An 18102-nucleotide genomic window follows, 5' to 3' on the forward strand; every position below is an offset into this window, starting at 1 on the left:
ATGTTGAAGTCATTGCAAACCATTGTTCTGCGCTCAGGCGGCATCCTGCTGGCTGTGGCGCTTGCCGCTTGCGGCAATCTCAGCCAGGTCAGCGACCAAGGCACGACGAGCGAACCCGTCTGGCCCGATCCGGCAAGCGCGAGCTTCGAGGCGGGTTCGTATCCCAAGGTCGATGCCTTGCGCCTGATCGAACCGGGCATGAGCAAGGATCAGTTGTACAACCTGCTGGGCCGCCCGCATTTTGGCGAAGGCCTGGCCGGGGTGCGCGAATGGGATTATCTATTCCATTTCCGCACGTCTCGGGGCGAAAAGACCTGCCAGTACAAGATTCTTTTCGACAAGGATAAGCATGCCCGGAGCTTCTTCTGGAAGCCCGAAGCATGTGTTTCGCAGTTGAACTGAAAGTATCGGCGCAGCGGGCGTCCCCACTGAATGATGTTGCCTTATGGAAGGATCTATATGAAGTATGCACATTGCATTCCCGTCCTGGCGGCTATGGCCGTGGCATTGGCCGGTTGCCAGGCCGCCGGGCCTGCACAGCGTGCCGCGACAGAGGGCAATGCCGAAAATACCGTGCGGCAGCCGGGCGCGCGACAGCCTCGGCATCGAGCGGAGGTATTCTTTCGGCTGGCGCAAGCTAAAGAGGCCAAGGGGCTTAGCGAGCTTCGCCTGTCCGGCGGCTCGATCTGGGTATTGCCGCAGCCCGTGTTGAGCCGCGCCGATCTTTCCAGCGTCGAGCCTATCCAGACGCAACAGGGCAGGGCCTTTGTCCGCTTTGGCTTTACCCAGGAGGGCGCTCGCAAGCTCCAGGCGCTAAGCCGTCGTTTCCCGGGCAAGCTGCTAGTGCTTACCATCGACAACGATTTGGTGGCGGCGCCTCGCATCGGCAAGCCGTTGACGCAGGGAGAGATGGTGGTCGGCGTTGCGAGTGGCAAGCAGGCCATGGCCATTGCGCGTGCGATTGCGGAGCCACGCGGCGAGGCTCGATGATCATGGCTTGTTCGCCGTGGCGCAGTCCTGCCGCCGTGCCGGCGGCAGTTTATCGGGGGTGGCGTGTGCCGGCTCGAAACGCGTCGCCAGCCGCTCAAGGCCCGATCAATACGGTTTCGCCCCGCGCATCGAAGGGGATGAGCGATCCGATCAGGCCCGTCTTGATCATGTCCACCATCTTGTTCAAAGGTGCTTCGGCGTCTTCGGTGGCGGGGGCTTGCCCGTTTCTGCCCGAGATGGCCGCGACAAAGACGATGGCCCAGTCGGGGATGTGTTGCCTGGACTCTTCGAGCAGTTCCGCAAACGACCCGATTTCCTCGGGAGGCTTGTCCAGACAGGCCAGCGGCGTCAAGGCCCCTCCGGAACCGGCTTCGAACGAAGCGCGTTGCGCGGGAGTGCAGTCGTCAGGCAGCTCGACTTTGGTGAATACGAAAAGCAGCCGTTGCGGCTCGGGCTGGGCCCGGGCTGCAACGATCAGGTCGTCGAGGCTTGTTATATTCATGGATGATCCGTTTTAGATTGACGTGCATGCACGCGCGGCGCCGCGAATATCATGGATTATGGCGAGGCGGGCTTCAGGCATTGTCGTACTGGCCGGTGATCGAAATACGCCGCACATTCGATTGGTACAGCAGAATCAACGATACCCAGACGATTCCGTACAGCAGCATGAAGCAACTGGATCGCACGCCCGTCAAGTCCAGGGCTATCCCGAATAGAATCGGCAGCAGGAATCCGCCCACGCCGCCCGCCAGGCCGACAATGCCGGTCACGACCCCCATTTGCTCGGGGAAGTCGTCGGCAACGTACTTGAAGGTCGAGGCCATGCCGAAAGCGAACACCGTGCCCAGGATGAACAGCAGCGCAGTGAAGACGTACACGCCAAGATGAATGTGGAAACTGGCCGGGCCGTTGATGGTTTTCACCACGAAGGTCGTGTCGGGATACGACAGCAGGAACAGGCATACCCACGCAACCCACAGCCCCCACCAGGTTACCTTGTGCGCTCCGTAGCGGTCGGCCAGGCCGCCGCCCAACGCCCGCAGCACCGAGCCCGGCAGCGAAAAGCCCGCTGCCAGGGCGGCGGCCAGGGTGACCGAATAGTTGAATTCCTGCATCATGTATTGCGGTATCCACAGCGACAGGGCGGTGAAGCCGCCAAAGCAGATGGAGTAATACTGGCAGTATTTCCATACTTTGGCGTCCCTCAGCACGGTGAATTGCTGGCGCAGCGAATTTGCGGCCTTGCCCGCGCTGGGGTCGGGCGAGGAGCCCAGCCAGAACACTACGGCGGTGACCATGAGAGCGACGGCGTATATCTTGGGGACGGCGCGCCAGCCGTAGATGTCCTGGAGCGATGGCGTGATGAACAGGTTGACGGCGGCGCCGACCGTGCCCGCGCCGAAGAACCCCATGGCGAAGCCGCGCTTTTCGGGGGGGAAAAGCCGGGCGACATAGGGCGTGCCAACGGCGAACGAGGCGCCTACGGCGCCCAGGCAAAGCCCGATGAGCAGGAAATGCCATAGGGCGGCGGCGTACGACACAAGAAATACGGGAATGGCGCAGGCGACAAGCAGCACGGTCATGACCAGGCGGCCGCCGAACCTGTCCGTCCAGACGCCTAAAGGCAGGCGCAGCAGCGCGCCAGTCAGAACCGGCGTGGCCGTCAGCAGGCCGAATTCGGAACTGTTCAACCCCAGCTCCTTGCGCAATTCGATGCCTATTACACCAAACATCATCCAGACGACAAAGCAGACCATGAATGCCAGGGTGGTGACCAGCAATACCAGCATGGGCTTCTTTTGCATGACCATAGCGACTCCGGTTCGGTTACGTGTGTGTGCGGCCATGCCGCGCTGGCTTGCGAATACGGGGGCAAACGCCGCTTCGGCGCACTACTGCAACAGCGGCCCGGCACGCACGTCCAGCGCGATACCGTGCAATTCGGCCTCCGACGCCAGCAGCGTCAGGTATTGCTGAATCGATTTATGCCGCACATATTCGCAAAGAAAGCGTTCGATGCTTTTGTGCACGCTTTCGAAGGGCAGCGGCTCTCCGTCGATTCGGCGTTCCACCTGAACGATGTGGAAGCCGTAGCGTGTCTTGACCAGATCCGGCAGAACACCCGTATGCGTTGCGCCGAACACGGCGGCTTCGAATTCGGGCACGCTTTCGCCCCGGGACAACTGGCCCAGGTTGCCGCCGACCTGGCCCGAGGGACAGTTGGACTGGCTCGCGGCCAGCGCCTCGAAGCGGTCGGGATGCCGCCTGAGCTCGCGCAGGCTATGTTCGGCGCGGGCGCGTATGGAGGCCATGGCCGCGCCGGGGGGCAGAGCGAAAAGAATATGGCGTGCGAAGACGATGTCGGGGCTGCTGAATTTTGCGGTATTGGCGGTGTAGTAGCGCCGGCACTCGTCTTCCGAAGGCAGGGGGGTGGCGCATTCCATGGCCAGCAACTGATCGATGACGTCGTCGTCGATTTCGGCGTCCGCGGCCAGCAATCCCGTGGCGCGTGCCCGCTGGGTCAGGAGCTCGCGCACCACCAGCGCGCGCCGTGCGGCGAGGTCGGGATCGGCGTCGCCCGCATGCGATGCCGCTTCGGCACGGATTTCAGCAGCGCCGATGACGATGCCGTTGACGCTGAGCTCGTTTGCCCTGGACATGTTGTCCTGTGTTTCGAGAGTAGTTCCTGCCATGGGTTTCCTTGGTTCAGCGTTTACGCACGATTTGTTGCGGGCGAGCCAGGTATCCGACGGTGGATACGCCGCTCCAGATGTGCACCAGCCGCGTGAACGGGGAGATCAGGAATATGGTGAATCCCAGCGCGATGTGGACTTTGTAGACGAGCGGCACCGCAAGGAGCAGACCCGCTTCCGGCTGGAGGGTGACGATGCCCTTGACGTAATCGCTCAGGGTTTCGAACATGACGCCGTCCATGTGGGACATGGACATGGGAATGGTCAGCAGGCCCAGTGCCAATTGCACCCAAAGCACTGCCAGAACCACGATATCCGCCCTGGCGCTGTTGATGCGGATGCGTGGGTCGGAAAGCCGGCGGTAGGCCAGGATGCTCAGGCCGACAATGGCCACGATGCCTGCGGCGCCGCCCGCCGCCATGGCCAGCATCTGGTGTTGCGAGGCGTTCAAAAAGGGCGAGACCATCCAGTGCGGCGCCAGAAAGCCCACGAAGTGCCCGGCGACGACGATGAGAATGCCGAAATGGAACAGGTTGCTTCCCAGGCGCAGCAGCTTGCGCCTGAGCAGTTGCGACGAATCGCTTTTCCAGGTGTATTGTTCGCGGTCGAAGCGGATGAGGCTGCCAAGCAGCAGAATGGTCAGGCAAACATAAGGGTATATGCCAAACAGCAATGTATTCACGACGTTCTGATCCATGAAGTTTCTCCTGGAAACGCTGATTCCTGAGAGCCGCTGCGGGCTGGGCCACGACCAGCCCCGAAGCTATCCCGGCGGCCGCTTGTCGTAGAACCGGATGGGCTGTGCGGAAACAGGGCTTTGGGCATTAAGGAAACTGACCGGCTCGTCCTGCCATTCCTTGTCCAGCGCTTCGGTGTCGATGGGCGGGCTTTCGTCCACGGCTTGTCCGTCCAGCGCCAGCGGCGGTTCGCCCGCCAGCGGCAGCAGGGCGGCAACGGCCGCAAAATAGGGCGCGCCGCGCTTGGCCAGCTGCTCCGCAATCGCCCGGTTGATGTCGGCCACCTCGCCCAGCAGCGAACGCGCCCGCTCGGGCGGCTCGTGCGCCAGGAACTCCAGAAAGACGGGCAGGTAATCGGGCAGTTCTCCGGCGGACAGGTACAGCCCGCCGGCCTCGTACATGGCCAGCAGATCGATCATGGCCTGTCCGCGTTCGCGCGATTCGCCGTGCACGTGTTCGAAAAGGTACAACGAGGTTGCGCGGCCTCGGTCGAACGCTTCGACATAGGCTTCCTGCAGCTCGATGAGCGGCGTGGCCTCGAGGTGGGCGATCAGGCCGTCGAGGCCCGCGCGCGTGGCGCGCGGCAGTTTCCGGTGGCCGTTCAGTATGCCGCGGATTTCGGGAATGGCGTCAAGCAGCGGCTGGTCGGGATAATCGAGCAGGGCGCTCAGGACACTGAGAACCGGTTCGTGGGTTTCCATTTATTCTCCTGCCGCCCGTATGGGGATGACCTTGCGTTCCTTGCCGATGCCCTTGCGCCCGCCGAACAGGCTGGTCTCGGTCGTGCCGTCCGAACAGCCGTTGCCGAACGAAAAGCCGCAGGAGGCGCGCAGGTCGAAGGCGTCCTCGGCGTATTCGCGGTGGGTGGTGGGAATGACGAATCGATCCTCGTAGTTGGCAATGGCCAGGTAGCGGTACATTTCGTCGACTTGCGCGGTGCTCAGGGCCACTTCGTCCAGCAATGCAGGGTTGTCGCGCCGTTCGACATGGCGCTCGCGCATGAAGGCGCGCATCGCCAGCATGCGTTTCAGTGCAAGCCGCACCGGCTCTTCGCGCCCGGCCGTGAGCAGGTTGGCAAGATAGCGCAGAGGAATCCTCAGGGCGTCGACGTCGGGCAGCAGGCCCTGCATGCCGAGCCGGCCGTCGCTGGCGGCGGCATTGATGGGCGACAGCGGCGGAACATACCAGACCATGGGCAGGGTGCGGTATTCCGGATGCAGCGGGAAGGCGATTTTCCAGTCCATCGCCATCTTGTAGACTGGCGAGCGCCGCGCCGCCTCGAGCCAGTTGGCCGGAACCCCGTCGCGTTCGGCCTGGGCGCACACTTGCGGATCGTTCGGGTCCAGGAAGACCGAGAGCTGCGCTTCGTAAAGATCTTGCGGGTCTTCGACCGACGCCGCTTCCTTGATGCGGTCGGCGTCGTACAGCAGCACGCCCAGGTAGCGAATGCGCCCCACACAGGTTTCCGAACAGACGGTCGGCTGGCCGACTTCGATGCGCGGATAGCAGAAGATGCATTTTTCCGATTTGCCGCTTTGCCAGTTGTAGTAGATTTTCTTGTAGGGGCAGCCCGACACGCACATCCGCCAGCCGCGGCATTTGTCCTGGTCGATCAGGACGATGCCGTCTTCTTCGCGCTTGTAGATGGCGCCCGAAGGACAGGACGCCACACAAGCCGGGTTCAGGCAGTGCTCGCACAGGCGCGGCAGGTACATCATGAAAGTGTTTTCGAATTCGCCGTAGATGTCGGTCTGGACCTGGTCGAAGTTATAGTCGGCCTTGCGCTTTTCGAATTCGCCGCCGAGGATTTCCTCCCAGTTGGGTCCCCACTCGATTTTCTCCATGCGTTCGCCCGTAATGAGCGACCGGGGGCGGGCCACCGGCCCGACCTTGACGTCGGGAGCATCGTGCAGGTGCGCGTAGTCGAAGGTGAACGGCTCGTAGTAGTCGTCGATTTCCGGCAGGTTGGGGTTGCCGAAGATATTCGACAGCACGCGCCATTTGCTGCCCGCCGCAAGCTCGATCTTGCCGCTGGCCTTGCGCTTCCAGCCGCCTTTCCAGCGTTTCTGGTTTTCCCAATCCTTGGGATAGCCGATGCCGGGTTTGGTTTCGACATTGTTGAACCAGGCGTACTCCATGCCTTCGCGCGAGGTCCAGACGTTTTTACAGGTGACGGAACAGGTGTGGCAGCCTATGCACTTGTCCAGGTTCATGACCATGCCGATCTGTGCGCGGATCTTCATTGCTTGCCCTCCGCTTCGTTATCCACCATGGCCAGTGTCGGCGCGCCATGCTCCAGAGTGTGGGCGTGCCGGGCGGCGGCCTGTGCCGACAGCACCGAGGCCGGCGTCGATTCGTCCTTCCAGTCCACGACGTTCATCTTGCGGATGATGACGAACTCGTCGCGGTTCGAGCCGACGGTGCCGTAGTAATTGAAGCCGTAGGAAAGCTGCACGTAGCCGCCTATCATGTGCGTGGGCTTGGGGATGATGCGGGTGACGGAGTTGTGGATGCCGCGCACCCCGGTAACTTCCGAGCCCGGCGTGTTGATGATCTTTTCCTGTGCGTGGTACATCATGACGGCGCCGGCGGGAATGCGCTGGCTGACGACCGCTCGGGCGGTCAGTGCCCCGTTCACGTTGAAGGCTTCGATCCAGTCGTTGTCGGCCACGCCTATCTTGGCGGCGTCGGTTTCGGACATCCAGACAATGGGGCCGCCGCGCGATAGCGTAAGCATCAGGAGGTTGTCGGTATAGGTGCTGTGGATGCCCCATTTCTGGTGCGGTGTGAGGAAGTTCAGCGCGATTTCCGGGTTGCCGTTCGAGCGGCTGCCCTGCATGCCCTGCGTGCTGCGGGTGTCGAGCGGCGGCTTGTACACGCACAAGGATTCGCCGAACTCGCGCATCCAGAGATGGTCCTGGTACAGTTGCTGGCGCCCCGAAAGCGTGCGCCACGGCACGAGCTCGTGCACATTGACGTAGCTGGCGTTGTAGGAAACGTGTTCCGATTCGATGCCGCTCCAGGTGGGTGAGGTAATGATCTTGCGCGGCTGAGCCTGTATGTCGCGGAAACGGACTTTCTCGTCTTCACGGGCACGGGCCAGATGGGCATGATCGAGGCCGGTGCGTTCCGAAACCGCCTGCCATGCCTTGACGGCGACCGAGCCATTGGTTTCGGGGGCCAGCGAAAGCACGACTTCGGCCGCGTCCAGGGCGGTGAGGATTTGCGGGCGTCCCTGCGACACGCCTTCCTGCGCGACGCTGCGGTTCAGATTGCGAAGAAATTCGATTTCCTCGGTGGTGTCCCAGTTGATGCCCTTGCCGCCATTGCCCAGCGAATCCAGCAGCGGCCCCACCGAGGTGAACTTCTTGTAGGTGTTGGGGTAGTCCCGCTCTACGAGGGCAACGCTGGCCATGGTTTTGCCCGGTATCGGTTCGCATTGGCCCTTGCCCCAGTCGGCGGCATCGTCCTGGGCGATTTCGCCCTGGCTGTCGTGCTGCAGCGGCGACAGCACGATGTCGCGCTCGACCCCCAGGCGGCCCTCGGCCAGCCGGGAAAACGTTTCGGCAATGCCCTTGTAGATTTCCCAGTCGCTTTTCGATTGCCAGGCCGGGTCGACGGCGGCCGACAAGGGATGGATGAAGGGATGCATGTCGGACGTATTCATGTCGTCCTTTTCATACCAGGTGGCGGTGGGCAGCACGATGTCGGAGTACAGACAGGTGGTCGACATGCGGAAATCGAGCGTGACCAGCAGGTCGAGTTTGCCCTGAGGGGCGGGGTCGCGCCACTTCACTTCGCGCGGCAGGCCCTGCGCGCTGGCTCCCAGGTCTTTGCCCTGCACGCCGTGCTCGGCGCCGAGCAGGTGCTTGAGGAAGTATTCGTGGCCCTTGCCGGACGACCCCAACAGGTTGGAGCGCCACACGAACATATTCCTGGGATGGTTTTCGGGGGCATCGGGGTCGGTGCAGGACATTTCGATGGAGCCGTCCTTGAGCCCCTCGGCGATGAACTGCGCGGCATCCTTGCCGGCGGCGGCTCGGCCCAGTTCCAGCGGATTGGTCTTGAGCTGCGGCGCCGACGGCAGCCAGCCCATGCGCTCCGCTGCGACGTTGTAGTCGATGGGGCTGTCGGCGTACTGGCCGTTTTCGGCCAGCGGCGACAGCAGCGAGGAGATTTTCAGGGTTTCGTAGCGCCACTGGCCGGTATGGGCATAGAAGAACGACGTGCTGTTCATGAAGCGCGGCGGGCGGTGCCAGTCGGTGGCGAAGGCCAGTGGCAGCCAGCCCGTTTGCGGCCGCAGCTTTTCCTGGCCCACGTAGTGCGACCAGCCGCCGCCCGATTTGCCGACGCAGCCGCACATGACGAGCAGGTTGATGATGGCGCGGTAGCTCATGTCCATATTGAACCAGTGGTTCAGGCCCGCACCCACGATGACCATGGACTTGCCCTCGGTCTTGAGGGCGTTGTCGGCGAACTCGCGCGCCACCGCGATGGCTTCGTGGCGGTTGACGCCGGTGATTCGCTCTTGCCAGGCGGGCGTGTAGGGCACGTCGTCGTCGAAGCTGGCGGCGACGTTGGGGCCGCCAAGGCCTTGATCAACCCCGTAGTTGGCGATGAACAAGTCGTATACGGTGGCGACCAGCGTCTCGCCGTTGCGTGTTGCGACCTTGCGCACGCCGATGCGGCGCGGCAATACGCTGGCGTGGCCGGTGTGCGTGAAATGGGTCTGCTCCACATTGCCGAAATACGGGAAGGCAACGTCGATGACGGCGTCGTGGCCGTTGACCAGCGACAGCAGGGGGCGGATGGCGTTGCCCTGCGCGTCTTCCTGCTTGAGGTTCCACTTGCCCGCGTCGCCGCCTTCCTTCTGGCCCCAGCGGAATCCGATGGAGCCCACGGGCGCCACCGGCTTGCCGCTGGATTCGTCGAAGACGACGGTTTTCCATGCGGCGTTGTTTTTCTGGTCGAGCGCGTCCTCGAATTCATCCGCGCGCAGCAGGCGTTCGGGAACGTAGTGGTCGCCCTGCTTGACCACGCGCACCAGCATGGGCATGTCGGTAAACCGCCGGCAATAATCCATGAAGTAGTCGCACTTGCCCGGAACGTGGAATTCCTTGAGAACGACGTGGCCCATGGCCAGGCCGAGCGCGGAGTCGGTGCCCTGCTTGGGGTGCAGCCATAGATCGCCGAACTTGGCGCCCTCGGCGTAGTCCGGAAAGATGGAAACGACTTTGGTGCCGCGGTAGCGCGATTCGGTCATGAAGTGCGCGTCGGGCGTGCGGGTTTGCGGGACGTTCGAGCCCCACATCATGATGAACGTGGAGTTGTACCAGTCGGCCGATTCGGGTACGTCGGTCTGCTCGCCCCAGGTTTGCGGCGAAGCCGGCGGCAGGTCGCAATACCAGTCGTAGAAACTGAGGTTGACGCCGCCTATGAGCGACAGATAGCGGCTGCCCGCGGCGTAGGAGATCATGGACATCGCCGGGATGGGCGAGAAGCCGACGACGCGGTCGGGGCCATGGCGCTGGATGGTATGGATGTTGGCCGCGGCGATGAGTTCGTTGACTTCGTTCCAGTCGGAGCGCACGAAGCCGCCCAGGCCGCGGCGCTGCGTGTACGAGGCCCGCGCCTGAGCGTCGCCGACGATGGCGGCCCAGGCGTCCACCGGGGAAAGCGTGCGGCGTTTTTCGCGCCACAGCCGCAGCAGCGCGCTACGCACCAGTGGGTACTTGAGGCGATTGGCACTGTACAGGTACCACGAGTACGAGGCGCCGCGCGAACAGCCGCGGGGCTCGTGGTTGGGCATGTCGGGGCGGGTGCGGGGGTAGTCGGTTTGCTGCGTTTCCCAGGTGACGATTCCGCTTTTGACGTAGATTTTCCAGGAACAGGACCCGGTGCAGTTGACGCCGTGGGTGGAGCGCACGATTTTGTCGTGCTGCCAGCGCTTGCGGTAAGCGTCCTCCCATTTGCGGTCTTCCTGGATCGTCATGCCATGGCCTTCGGAAAACTGGGGCCTGGAAGTCGAGAAGTATTTGAGGCGGTCGACGAAGTGGCTCATGGGCGATTCTCCGAAATACCGCCGGGGACGGCGGCCGCGCTTGAAATGCAATGCAGGCAGACCATAGAAAGCTTCCTGTTGCTGAAGAGGCTTGGGCATGAAAAGCGCGGCAAGCATGGGAAGGCCGCAGCGTTTCCTTTTTCGGTGATCCAGCGTCGTGCCCATGATACGCTGACATCTTGAACTTGATCAACCTGGCAGCATCTACTTACATTTGAAAGGCAATCGATAATTTTCCCGACGGCGCGCAGCGCTAGTCTTCAGTCGGATGCGACGGTGAGCTCAGGATTTTCTGGTAGAAAACCAGATCCAGCCAGCGGCCGAATTTGTACCCGGCCTCTTTGATCGTGCCCGCGGGCTGGAAGCCAAGGTGTTGGTGCAGGGCGATGCTGGCTTCATTGGCGGCGTCTATGCCGCCCACCATCGTATGCACGTCCCGGGCGCCGGCTTCTTCGATCAGGCTGGCCAGAAGCCGCCTGCCCAGGCCCATGCCCCGGCACTCATGATGAACGTAGATGGAGTGCTCGACGCTGTATTTGTAGGCGGGCCAGGCGCGGAAGGTGCCGTATGTAGCGAACCCCAGCAGCTTGCCGTGTTCGTCTTCGAAGCCAAGCACGGGAAAGGCGTTGCGGCGCTTGGTTTCGAACCAGTCCTTCATGGTGGAGGCGGGACGGGGCCTGTAGTCGTACAGGGCGGTCGAATGAGCGATGGCGTGGTTGAGTATTTCCAGAATGGCGGCGGCGTGCCGCTCTTCCGTGCATTGGATCATCTGCATAGGTGGCTCTCCACAATTTCGGCTATTTTATGATGCGAAGGTTCGCTTGTTGCCGGATCGGTTTCTTGTCGTGAAATTGGAGGCTGAACCATCAACATGTGGCTGGCGGCGTCGCGAGATCCACTTCATGGCGTCTGAATTGTTGAGACATTGAGTGACGCGCCGGTCTTGTCGTCAAATGCCGACAAGACGCTAAAACAGCGTCAGTTGAGGGTGTTCCTCGGGCGGGCGGGAAAAAAGAGCGGTGTTCAATGGATGCCGGGCCTGGTTCAGCCCCGCTTTGGAGCAGGCCTTCTTGAAACGCTGCTCGAGAAGATCGGCAAATACGCCGGTTCCTTTCATCCTGGTTCTGAAATCGGAGTCGTAGACTTTGCTGCCACGCATCTGCTTGACCAGGTTCATGACATGGGCCTCCTTCAAGGGGTAGTGCGCGGCCAGCCATTCGCGAAACAGGTCGGCAATTTCCGAAGGCAGCCGCAACAAGACGTACGCGGCGCTTTTCGCCCCCACGTCTTTCGCGGTGAAAAGAATCTTTTCCATATCGTGGTCGGTAAGGAAGGGAATGACGGGCGCGACCATCACGCCCGTGGGAATGCCGGCTTCGCTCAGCACCCGGATGGCTTCCAGCCGCGCGCCCGGCGTGCTGGCGCGCGGCTCCAGCGTTCTGGCGATGGTTCTGTCCAACGATCCCACCGACATGAAGACGCGAACCAGATTCTTGCCGGCCATTCGGGCCAGCACTTCGATGTCCTGGGTCACGGATGCCGACTTGGTGGTAATGGCGACGGGATGGTTGAATTCTTCCATGACCGCCAAAATCGAAGCCGTGATCCGCAGCCGCCGCTCTATCGGCTGATAGGGGTCGGTGTTCGCGCCCAGGGCGATTAGCTTGGGCGTGTAGGATGGGTTGGACAATTCCTTGCGCAGCAAGTCGGCCGCATTGCCCTTGGCGTAGAGCCGGGTTTCGAAATCCAGTCCGGGCGAGTGGTTTAGATACGCATGAGTGGGACGCGCGTAGCAGTATATGCAGCCGTGTTCGCACCCCCTGTATGGATTGATGGACTGGTCGAAAGGAATATCCGGCGAATCGTTGCGGGCGATGATGGATTTGGCTTTCTCCATGGAAACCGTCGTAGCCGGCTTGGGCATGGTTTCCAGGTCGGCGTTATCCCATTCGTCATCGAACGATGCGCGCTGAAGCTGCTCGAAACGGGACGTTTTGTTCGAAACGCTGCCCCTGCCTTTGATTGGGGTTGGCTGCATGGTGTTTGCAAATTACTGTATAAATAAACAGTATATCGTGATGCCGTCGACGATGCAGGATCAAAATGTAAATACCTTGCCATTGCGACAGGAACTTGCGGTAAATAATGCCCGGCGGGCGGTCGACGTTGGGCGGTACCGGCTCAACTAAAATAGCAAGGATTCCCTCGCCAGTTCAAACGAGCCCATGCTTATCAATGCCGATTTTTCGCTTCGCGCCGTCGTGGCGCCGTCCCAGTACCAGTGGGTGCGCTCGCCGCAGTCGGGTGTTGAACGTGTCATGCTGGATCGGGTGGGTGGTGAAAAAGCCCGGGCGACCAGCATTGTCCGCTATGAGCCGGGCTCTTATTTCCCGCGCCACCATCATCCGGGTGGCGAAGAAATTCTCGTGCTGGCAGGTACCTTCTCAGAAGGAGATGCGCATTATCCGGCAGGCTGGTATATGCGCAGCCCACCAGACTCCAGCCACCAACCCTTCAGCGAGGAGGGGGCTGTCATCTTCGTCAAGCTCCGGCAAATGTCCGAAAGCGAGCGCCGCAGCGTGCGCATCAATACCCGGGATTCCTCTCTTTGGGTGGCAGAGCATGGGCGCGAATCCTGCCCGTTATTCGAGGGGCCGGGCGAGCAGGTTTCCATGGAGCGCCTGACGCCTGGCTCCCTTGTTTTCAATGGCTTCGTGGACGGCGCGGAAATGCTGGTAGTCGAAGGCAGCTTGAGCGAAGGCGAGCAGCGGTATGACTGCGGCAGCTGGATTCGGCTGCCGCCCGGCCATTATCCCGGCTTCGTTGCGGGCAATGCCGGCGCAACCATTTATCTCAAGATCGGACATCTTGCTATGAGCCACCGACCTTGAATGTGAGCTATCCTGCCTTTTACGAAGGGCTTTTCAAATTACTTTGACACTCATGGCAGAAAACAATATAGGTACGATGGGCGACGCTTCGGACGAGCTGCCCGTAAAAATCCAGAGCGGAAACATCTGGCGACTTTCCATTGCGCAGGCGCTGGCCGGCGCGAACTCGGTGGTGGTCTATGCCACCGGCGCCATTGTCGGCGACATGCTGGCTCCCTCGCCCATGCTGGCCACCCTGCCTATTTCGATTTTCGTGGTGGGGATGGCGGTGTGCACCTTGCCCGCGGGGGCGGTTGCCAGGCGGCACGGACGGCGAACCGCCTTCCTGGCCGGAACCGGGGCCGGTGTGCTGGCCGGGCTGGTGGCCATGCTTGCCGTTGTCATGGGCTGGTTCTGGCTGTTTTGCCTGGCGACGTTCTTTGGTGGAGCCTACGCGGCCGTGGTGCTGTCCTTCCGCTTTGCGGCGGCCGATGGCGTAGCACCGGACCGGCGAGCGCGCGCATTATCGCTGGTCATGGCCGGAGGTGTCGTGGCAGGGGTCGTGGGTCCCCAGCTTGTGACCTGGACGATGAATCTATGGCCGCCCTATATGTTCGCCGCCACGTTTCTGGCACAAGGCGCCGTCGCCGCGGTGTCGGCGTTCATTCTGCTGGGCGTTCGCCTGCCCATGCCCAGCCCGGCAGATCTGGCGGGAGGCCGGCCGCTTGCGATGATTGCGCGGCAGCCGCGCTTCATTGCCGCGGTCATCAGCGGCGCGGTTGCTTATTTGCTGATGAACTTCCTTATGACGGCAGCGCCGCTGGCGATGCACATGTGCGGCCACTCGCAGGAGTCCGCTAACGTGGGGCTGCAATGGCATGTCATCGCCATGTTCGGGCCAAGCTTTTTTACGGGCAGCTTGATCAAGCGCTTCGGGGCGGGGCGAGTAGCGACCGTGGGCCTGCTGCTGACCGGGCTTTCCGCTGCCGTGGGGCTGGCGGGCATCGACATTGCGCATTTCTGGGCAACGCTGATCCTGCTTGGGTTGGGCTGGAACTTCGGATTCCTTGGCGCTTCGGCGCTGGTTCTGGAATGCCACCGGCCGGAGGAAAAGACACGGGTTCAGTCCCTCAACGATTTCATCGTCTTCGGCTTGATGGCCCTGGGGTCTTTCTCTTCGGGAGGCTTGCTTAGCGCTTATGGGTGGGACATGGTGCTTTGGGTGTCCTTCGTGCCGCTGGCCCTGGCGGTCGTGGCGCTTGCGGTGGCTTTGAGCAAAAAGTCGTCCGCGTTCGCGGAACAAGGGTAAGCCTTCTTATTATTTATGGCTCGTGCCGGCCTTGACGGCATCTTCGTGTAGGGACTCGTTAAGTTGGTCTACCACGATCGCCCATTCTGCATCTTCCTTGATTTCCTCGGTCAGGAATTGCCGCTGGGCGTTGTTCCAATATGGCGCGTCCGCCAGCCCGACGTCGGCTGGCAACTGGTGGGTAGCGATGAACTGCGCAATGGCCGCCGGGTCGGCGTCGAGTCCGAGCTGAAGAAACAGATTGGTCATGCGCGGGGTCGTGTCGTCCATAGTTGTTCTCCTGGATCGGATTGACAAGAAATTGATGGGTAAAGCGACAAAGTAACGCAGCAGGTCGTTCAGCGCACTATATACCATACCCCGTTGCATGCCTCGTCATGGCGCCTTTGGCCATGTTTCGTGGCCGGTTTATTGCTTATGGGCGTTTCGCAGCCACTGCGTGTAAGCCGAGCGGGTGGCGGCAGAGACGGATTCCAGCACTTTTTGATACTTGACCTGGTGCCGCAGCATCAGCCGCGCGTCGGCCACATTGCGGGACTTGCAGTACCAATGGCAGCTGTGCTGCAACAGGTACAGTTCGGCCGAGAGCTGATAGGCGCGGTCTTTGGCATTCCATTGGCCTTCGTTGTCCACCACATGGCGCAGGCCGGTGGCGTGGATGCGCAGCAGGCTGCGGAAATCCCGCGTCAGAGCGGGAAGGAAATACTCGGCATAAGGCACGCAGAACGAAAGCGCCCCCATGCAGGTTGCCTGCGCGCTTTCCTTTTGCATGGTGTCGGCCAGCGATTGCACCTGTGCTGCCACCGCGCGCTCGGTTTGGGCGAAGGTTTCCAGGACCTGGATCTGCCGCGCTTCATCCGCCTCGTGGATGGCGCGGGTATAGCCTTGAGTGAGGGTTTCCATATGCCGCTCGAGCTGCAGGCTGCTTAAATGGCGCCCGAGCAGGGCAATATGCATGCGTTGGTAACGTTGACACAGCACCCACCATGCTGCGACGATGATCAATAAGACTAATGCGCTGTTCATTGTTCTCGTATTTTTCGAGTGGGGGCGGGGTAGATCCGCCACCATATTTTCCGCCCCGCCTGGCGCCCGGCTTCCGCAGGCACATCCGATGACATTCAAGCTGCCCGGACTTGCGGCCTGCCATAGCAAATTTTATTATAAGTTCATGCCTAAAGAATCTATATGAGGCAGAATTCTCTGTGGGGGGAATATGCTGTTTCGCCAATTTTTCGATCATGCTTCAAGCACCTATACCTACTTGATCGCCAGCTCGCGGGGGCGCGAGGCAGTGATCATCGATCCGGTGAAAGAGCAGGTAGCCCAATACCTGACCGCCATCGAACAGCTTGGCCTGCGCCTTGTAAAGGCCATCGATACCCATACGCACGCCGATCACATAACCGGGCTTGGCGACCTGCGCGAACGAACCGGCTGCCTGTCCATCATGGGCGAGTACACCAAGGCGGATTGCGTCTCGTGCCGGGTGACCGATGGAGAAGTTCTCGATACGGACGGCATCAGGCTGCAGGCGCTGTACACGCCGGGGCATACCAGCGAATCGTTCAGTTTCGTGCTTGCGCCCGATGCTCCCGTTGCCGTGTTCAGCGGCGATGTGCTGATGATCCGCGGCACCGGCCGCACGGACTTCCAGAACGGCGATCCCGGCAAGTCCTGGGACTCCATCACCCGAACCTTGTTTGCCTTGCCCGACGATACGACCCTGTATCCTGCGCACGACTACAAAGGATGGACGTCATCCAGCATCGGCGAGGAGCGCCGCTTCAATCCCCGTCTGGCCGGCAAGACCCGCGAGCAGTATATCGAGATCATGAACAACCTCGACCTGCCGGATCCGAAGATGATGGACGTGGCCATCCCGGCCAATCTTGCCTGCGGGCTCGATGCCGGCTGATCCCGCCTTGGCTTTGCCGGGTTGAATCGTTTGCGTATACTGCGGCTACATGCTGGATTCGAAGCACTGTCATCACGCTTATCTGGATGGTCGTATGCTCCTGAAAACTTATTCCGTCGCGGCGTTTTGTACCGCCGTATTGGCTTGCGCCAGCATGCTCGCCGCTTCGGCGCAGGCCTGCACCCGCTTTGTCTACCATGGCGCGGGTGACGAGGTCATTACAGCGCGTTCCATGGACTGGAAAACGGATGTCGGGACGAATCTGTGGGTGTTCCCGCGCGGCATGCACCGTTCCGGCGAGGCGGGGCCGAACTCGGTTCGATGGGTCTCCAAATACGGCAGCGTAATCGCTTCCGGCTACGATATTTCCACCACGGACGGCATGAACGAAGCCGGCCTGGTCGCCAACGTGCTCTGGCTGGTGGAGTCCTCGTATCCGGAGTACGACGGCACGGCCCCTGGCTTGTCGATTGCCGCCTGGGCGCAGTACGTGCTTGATAACTTTGCCACCGTCCAGGCCGCGGTGGATGCGTTGCAGAAGCAGCCCTTTACCCTGGTGACCGATAACGTGCCGGGCGAAAAGCGGCTTGCCACCCTGCATCTTTCGCTTTCGGATGCATCGGGCGACAGTGCGATCATTGAATACATCGACGGCAAGCAGGTCATTCATCACAGCCGCGACTATCAGGTAATGACCAACTCGCCGATCTTTGAAAAACAGTTGGCCATGGAGGAGTACTGGAAGCAGATCGGCGGGACCGTCATGCTGCCCGGCACGAACCGCGCCGCCGACCGCTATGCGCGCGCCATGTTCTATGTGAACGCCATTCCGAAAAGCACGAGCGAGGTCGAATCGATCGCCAGCGTTTTTTCTGTGATCCGCAATGTTTCGGTTCCCTATGGCCTGACCACCCCCGACCAGCCCAATATTTCCTCGACGCGCTGGCGCACCGTCGCCGACCAGAAGCGCAAACGGTATTTTTTCGAATCGGCATTGACGCCGAATGTCTTATGGGTCGACCTGGAAAAACTGGACTTTTCAGAAAAGACGGGGAAGGTCTTGAAGCTGGACTTGGGCCCCGACCAAACGCATATTTACTCCGGCATGGCCAACGGCCAGTTCAAGCCGGCCCAGCCGTTCAAGTTCTTGGGACTTTGAGGGTGTGCACACTATGCTGCGTGCCAGCGATCGCGTTCGCTGAGAACTCGCGCGGCGATGTCGTCCTCGTCTGTCACGATGTCGAAAGCAGAGGCTTTTTGCGTCTGCCGATTGGCAAGTTCCCAAGCGCAAGCTTGGCGGAAAGAAAGCTCTACAACCCCAGAATCCACACGATAAGGGGGATCAGCATGGCTGTCAGCGCGCCGTTCAGCCCCATGCCCAAGCCAGCGAACGCCCCGGCGGTCTGGCTGTATTCGAAGGCGCGCGCGGTGCCGATGCCGTGCGAGGTCACGCCGAGCGCAAAGCCGCTGGCGATTGGATCGCGCCGTGCCAGACGCCCCAGGAGCGGCACGCCAAACGCC

The 18102-nt window shown here is 61.3% G+C and carries 18 protein-coding genes; 6 read left to right on the forward strand and 12 right to left on the reverse strand.

The genetic code is table 11. The features are described 5' to 3' along the window. Both VNT00_RS04125 and VNT00_RS04130 read left to right on the forward strand, forming a co-directional pair. The gene (locus VNT00_RS04125; RefSeq protein ID WP_325584797.1) at positions 1–402 is read left to right on the forward strand and encodes an outer membrane protein assembly factor BamE; all 402 of its coding nucleotides are present in this window, start codon (positions 1–3) and stop codon (positions 400–402) included. Positions 403–459: 57 nt separating this feature from the next. After that, positions 460–990, forward strand: a complete 531-nt coding sequence (locus VNT00_RS04130; RefSeq protein ID WP_325584799.1) for a SecDF P1 head subdomain-containing protein — start codon at positions 460–462, stop codon at positions 988–990. 94 nt (positions 991–1084) lie between these two features. Here VNT00_RS04130 and VNT00_RS04135 read toward each other — a convergent pair whose 3' ends face one another. The 9 genes from VNT00_RS04135 to VNT00_RS04175 form a co-directional block, all read right to left on the reverse strand. Continuing rightward, positions 1085–1492, reverse strand: coding sequence for a ribonucleotide reductase subunit alpha (locus VNT00_RS04135; protein WP_325584801.1), 408 nt, complete (start codon positions 1490–1492; stop codon positions 1085–1087). Positions 1493–1565: 73 nt separating this feature from the next. Further along, positions 1566–2804, reverse strand: a complete 1239-nt coding sequence (locus VNT00_RS04140; RefSeq protein ID WP_325584803.1) for an MFS transporter — start codon at positions 2802–2804, stop codon at positions 1566–1568. 81 nt (positions 2805–2885) lie between these two features. Then, on the reverse strand, positions 2886–3686 hold the full coding sequence (locus tag VNT00_RS04145) for a peptidylprolyl isomerase (protein ID WP_325584805.1): 801 nt from the start codon (positions 3684–3686) through the stop codon (positions 2886–2888). 13 nt (positions 3687–3699) lie between these two features. Then, on the reverse strand, positions 3700–4383 hold the full coding sequence (gene narI, locus VNT00_RS04150; RefSeq protein ID WP_325584807.1) for a respiratory nitrate reductase subunit gamma: 684 nt from the start codon (positions 4381–4383) through the stop codon (positions 3700–3702). A gap of 66 nt (positions 4384–4449) precedes the next feature. Continuing rightward, on the reverse strand, positions 4450–5124 hold the full coding sequence (narJ, locus tag VNT00_RS04155) for a nitrate reductase molybdenum cofactor assembly chaperone (RefSeq protein WP_325584809.1): 675 nt from the start codon (positions 5122–5124) through the stop codon (positions 4450–4452). Next, positions 5125–6666, reverse strand: coding sequence for a nitrate reductase subunit beta (gene narH / locus VNT00_RS04160; RefSeq protein WP_325584811.1), 1542 nt, complete (start codon positions 6664–6666; stop codon positions 5125–5127). Continuing rightward, complete coding sequence (locus tag VNT00_RS04165; protein ID WP_325584813.1) at positions 6663–10484, reverse strand: nitrate reductase subunit alpha; 3822 nt, start codon at positions 10482–10484, stop codon at positions 6663–6665. Before VNT00_RS04165 ends, narH begins: the two co-directional genes overlap by 4 nt. 253 nt (positions 10485–10737) lie before the next feature. Then, positions 10738–11259, reverse strand: a complete 522-nt coding sequence (locus VNT00_RS04170; protein ID WP_325584815.1) for a GNAT family N-acetyltransferase — start codon at positions 11257–11259, stop codon at positions 10738–10740. Between the two features lie 192 nt (positions 11260–11451). After that, complete coding sequence (locus VNT00_RS04175) at positions 11452–12522, reverse strand: PA0069 family radical SAM protein (RefSeq protein ID WP_325584817.1); 1071 nt, start codon at positions 12520–12522, stop codon at positions 11452–11454. A 187-nt stretch (positions 12523–12709) separates the two neighbouring features. On the opposite strand from VNT00_RS04175, the gene VNT00_RS04180 reads away from it, so the two are divergent. Together VNT00_RS04180 and VNT00_RS04185 are read left to right on the forward strand one after the other, a co-directional pair. Then, on the forward strand, positions 12710–13375 hold the full coding sequence (locus tag VNT00_RS04180) for a cupin domain-containing protein (protein WP_325584818.1): 666 nt from the start codon (positions 12710–12712) through the stop codon (positions 13373–13375). Positions 13376–13427: 52 nt separating this feature from the next. Beyond that, entirely contained in the window at positions 13428–14663 is a 1236-nt protein-coding gene (locus VNT00_RS04185; protein ID WP_414650879.1) for an MFS transporter, read from the forward strand. Between the two features lie 9 nt (positions 14664–14672). Here the strand turns inward: VNT00_RS04185 and VNT00_RS04190 are convergent, their stop codons facing one another. Then, on the reverse strand, positions 14673–14933 hold the full coding sequence (locus VNT00_RS04190; RefSeq protein ID WP_325584820.1) for a DUF2789 domain-containing protein: 261 nt from the start codon (positions 14931–14933) through the stop codon (positions 14673–14675). A 138-nt stretch (positions 14934–15071) separates the two neighbouring features. Next, positions 15072–15689 carry a hypothetical protein gene (locus VNT00_RS04195; protein WP_325584822.1) on the reverse strand — a complete coding sequence of 206 codons (618 nt, stop codon included), beginning with the start codon at positions 15687–15689 and terminating at the stop codon, positions 15072–15074. A gap of 190 nt (positions 15690–15879) precedes the next feature. On the opposite strand from VNT00_RS04195, the gene VNT00_RS04200 reads away from it, so the two are divergent. Then, on the forward strand, positions 15880–16581 hold the full coding sequence (locus VNT00_RS04200; protein ID WP_325584824.1) for an MBL fold metallo-hydrolase: 702 nt from the start codon (positions 15880–15882) through the stop codon (positions 16579–16581). 154 nt (positions 16582–16735) lie between these two features. Then, on the forward strand, positions 16736–17740 hold the full coding sequence (locus VNT00_RS04205) for a linear amide C-N hydrolase (protein ID WP_325584842.1): 1005 nt from the start codon (positions 16736–16738) through the stop codon (positions 17738–17740). A 151-nt stretch (positions 17741–17891) separates the two neighbouring features. Here VNT00_RS04205 and VNT00_RS04210 read toward each other — a convergent pair. Continuing rightward, positions 17892–18102: LrgB family protein (locus tag VNT00_RS04210; protein ID WP_325584826.1), on the reverse strand; the 211-nt coding region annotated here is incomplete at its 5' end.

Origin of the sequence: Eoetvoesiella sp., from assembly GCF_035555955.1 — a bacterium.
In the GTDB taxonomy this organism is placed as follows: Bacteria; Pseudomonadota; Gammaproteobacteria; order Burkholderiales; family Burkholderiaceae_B; genus Eoetvoesia.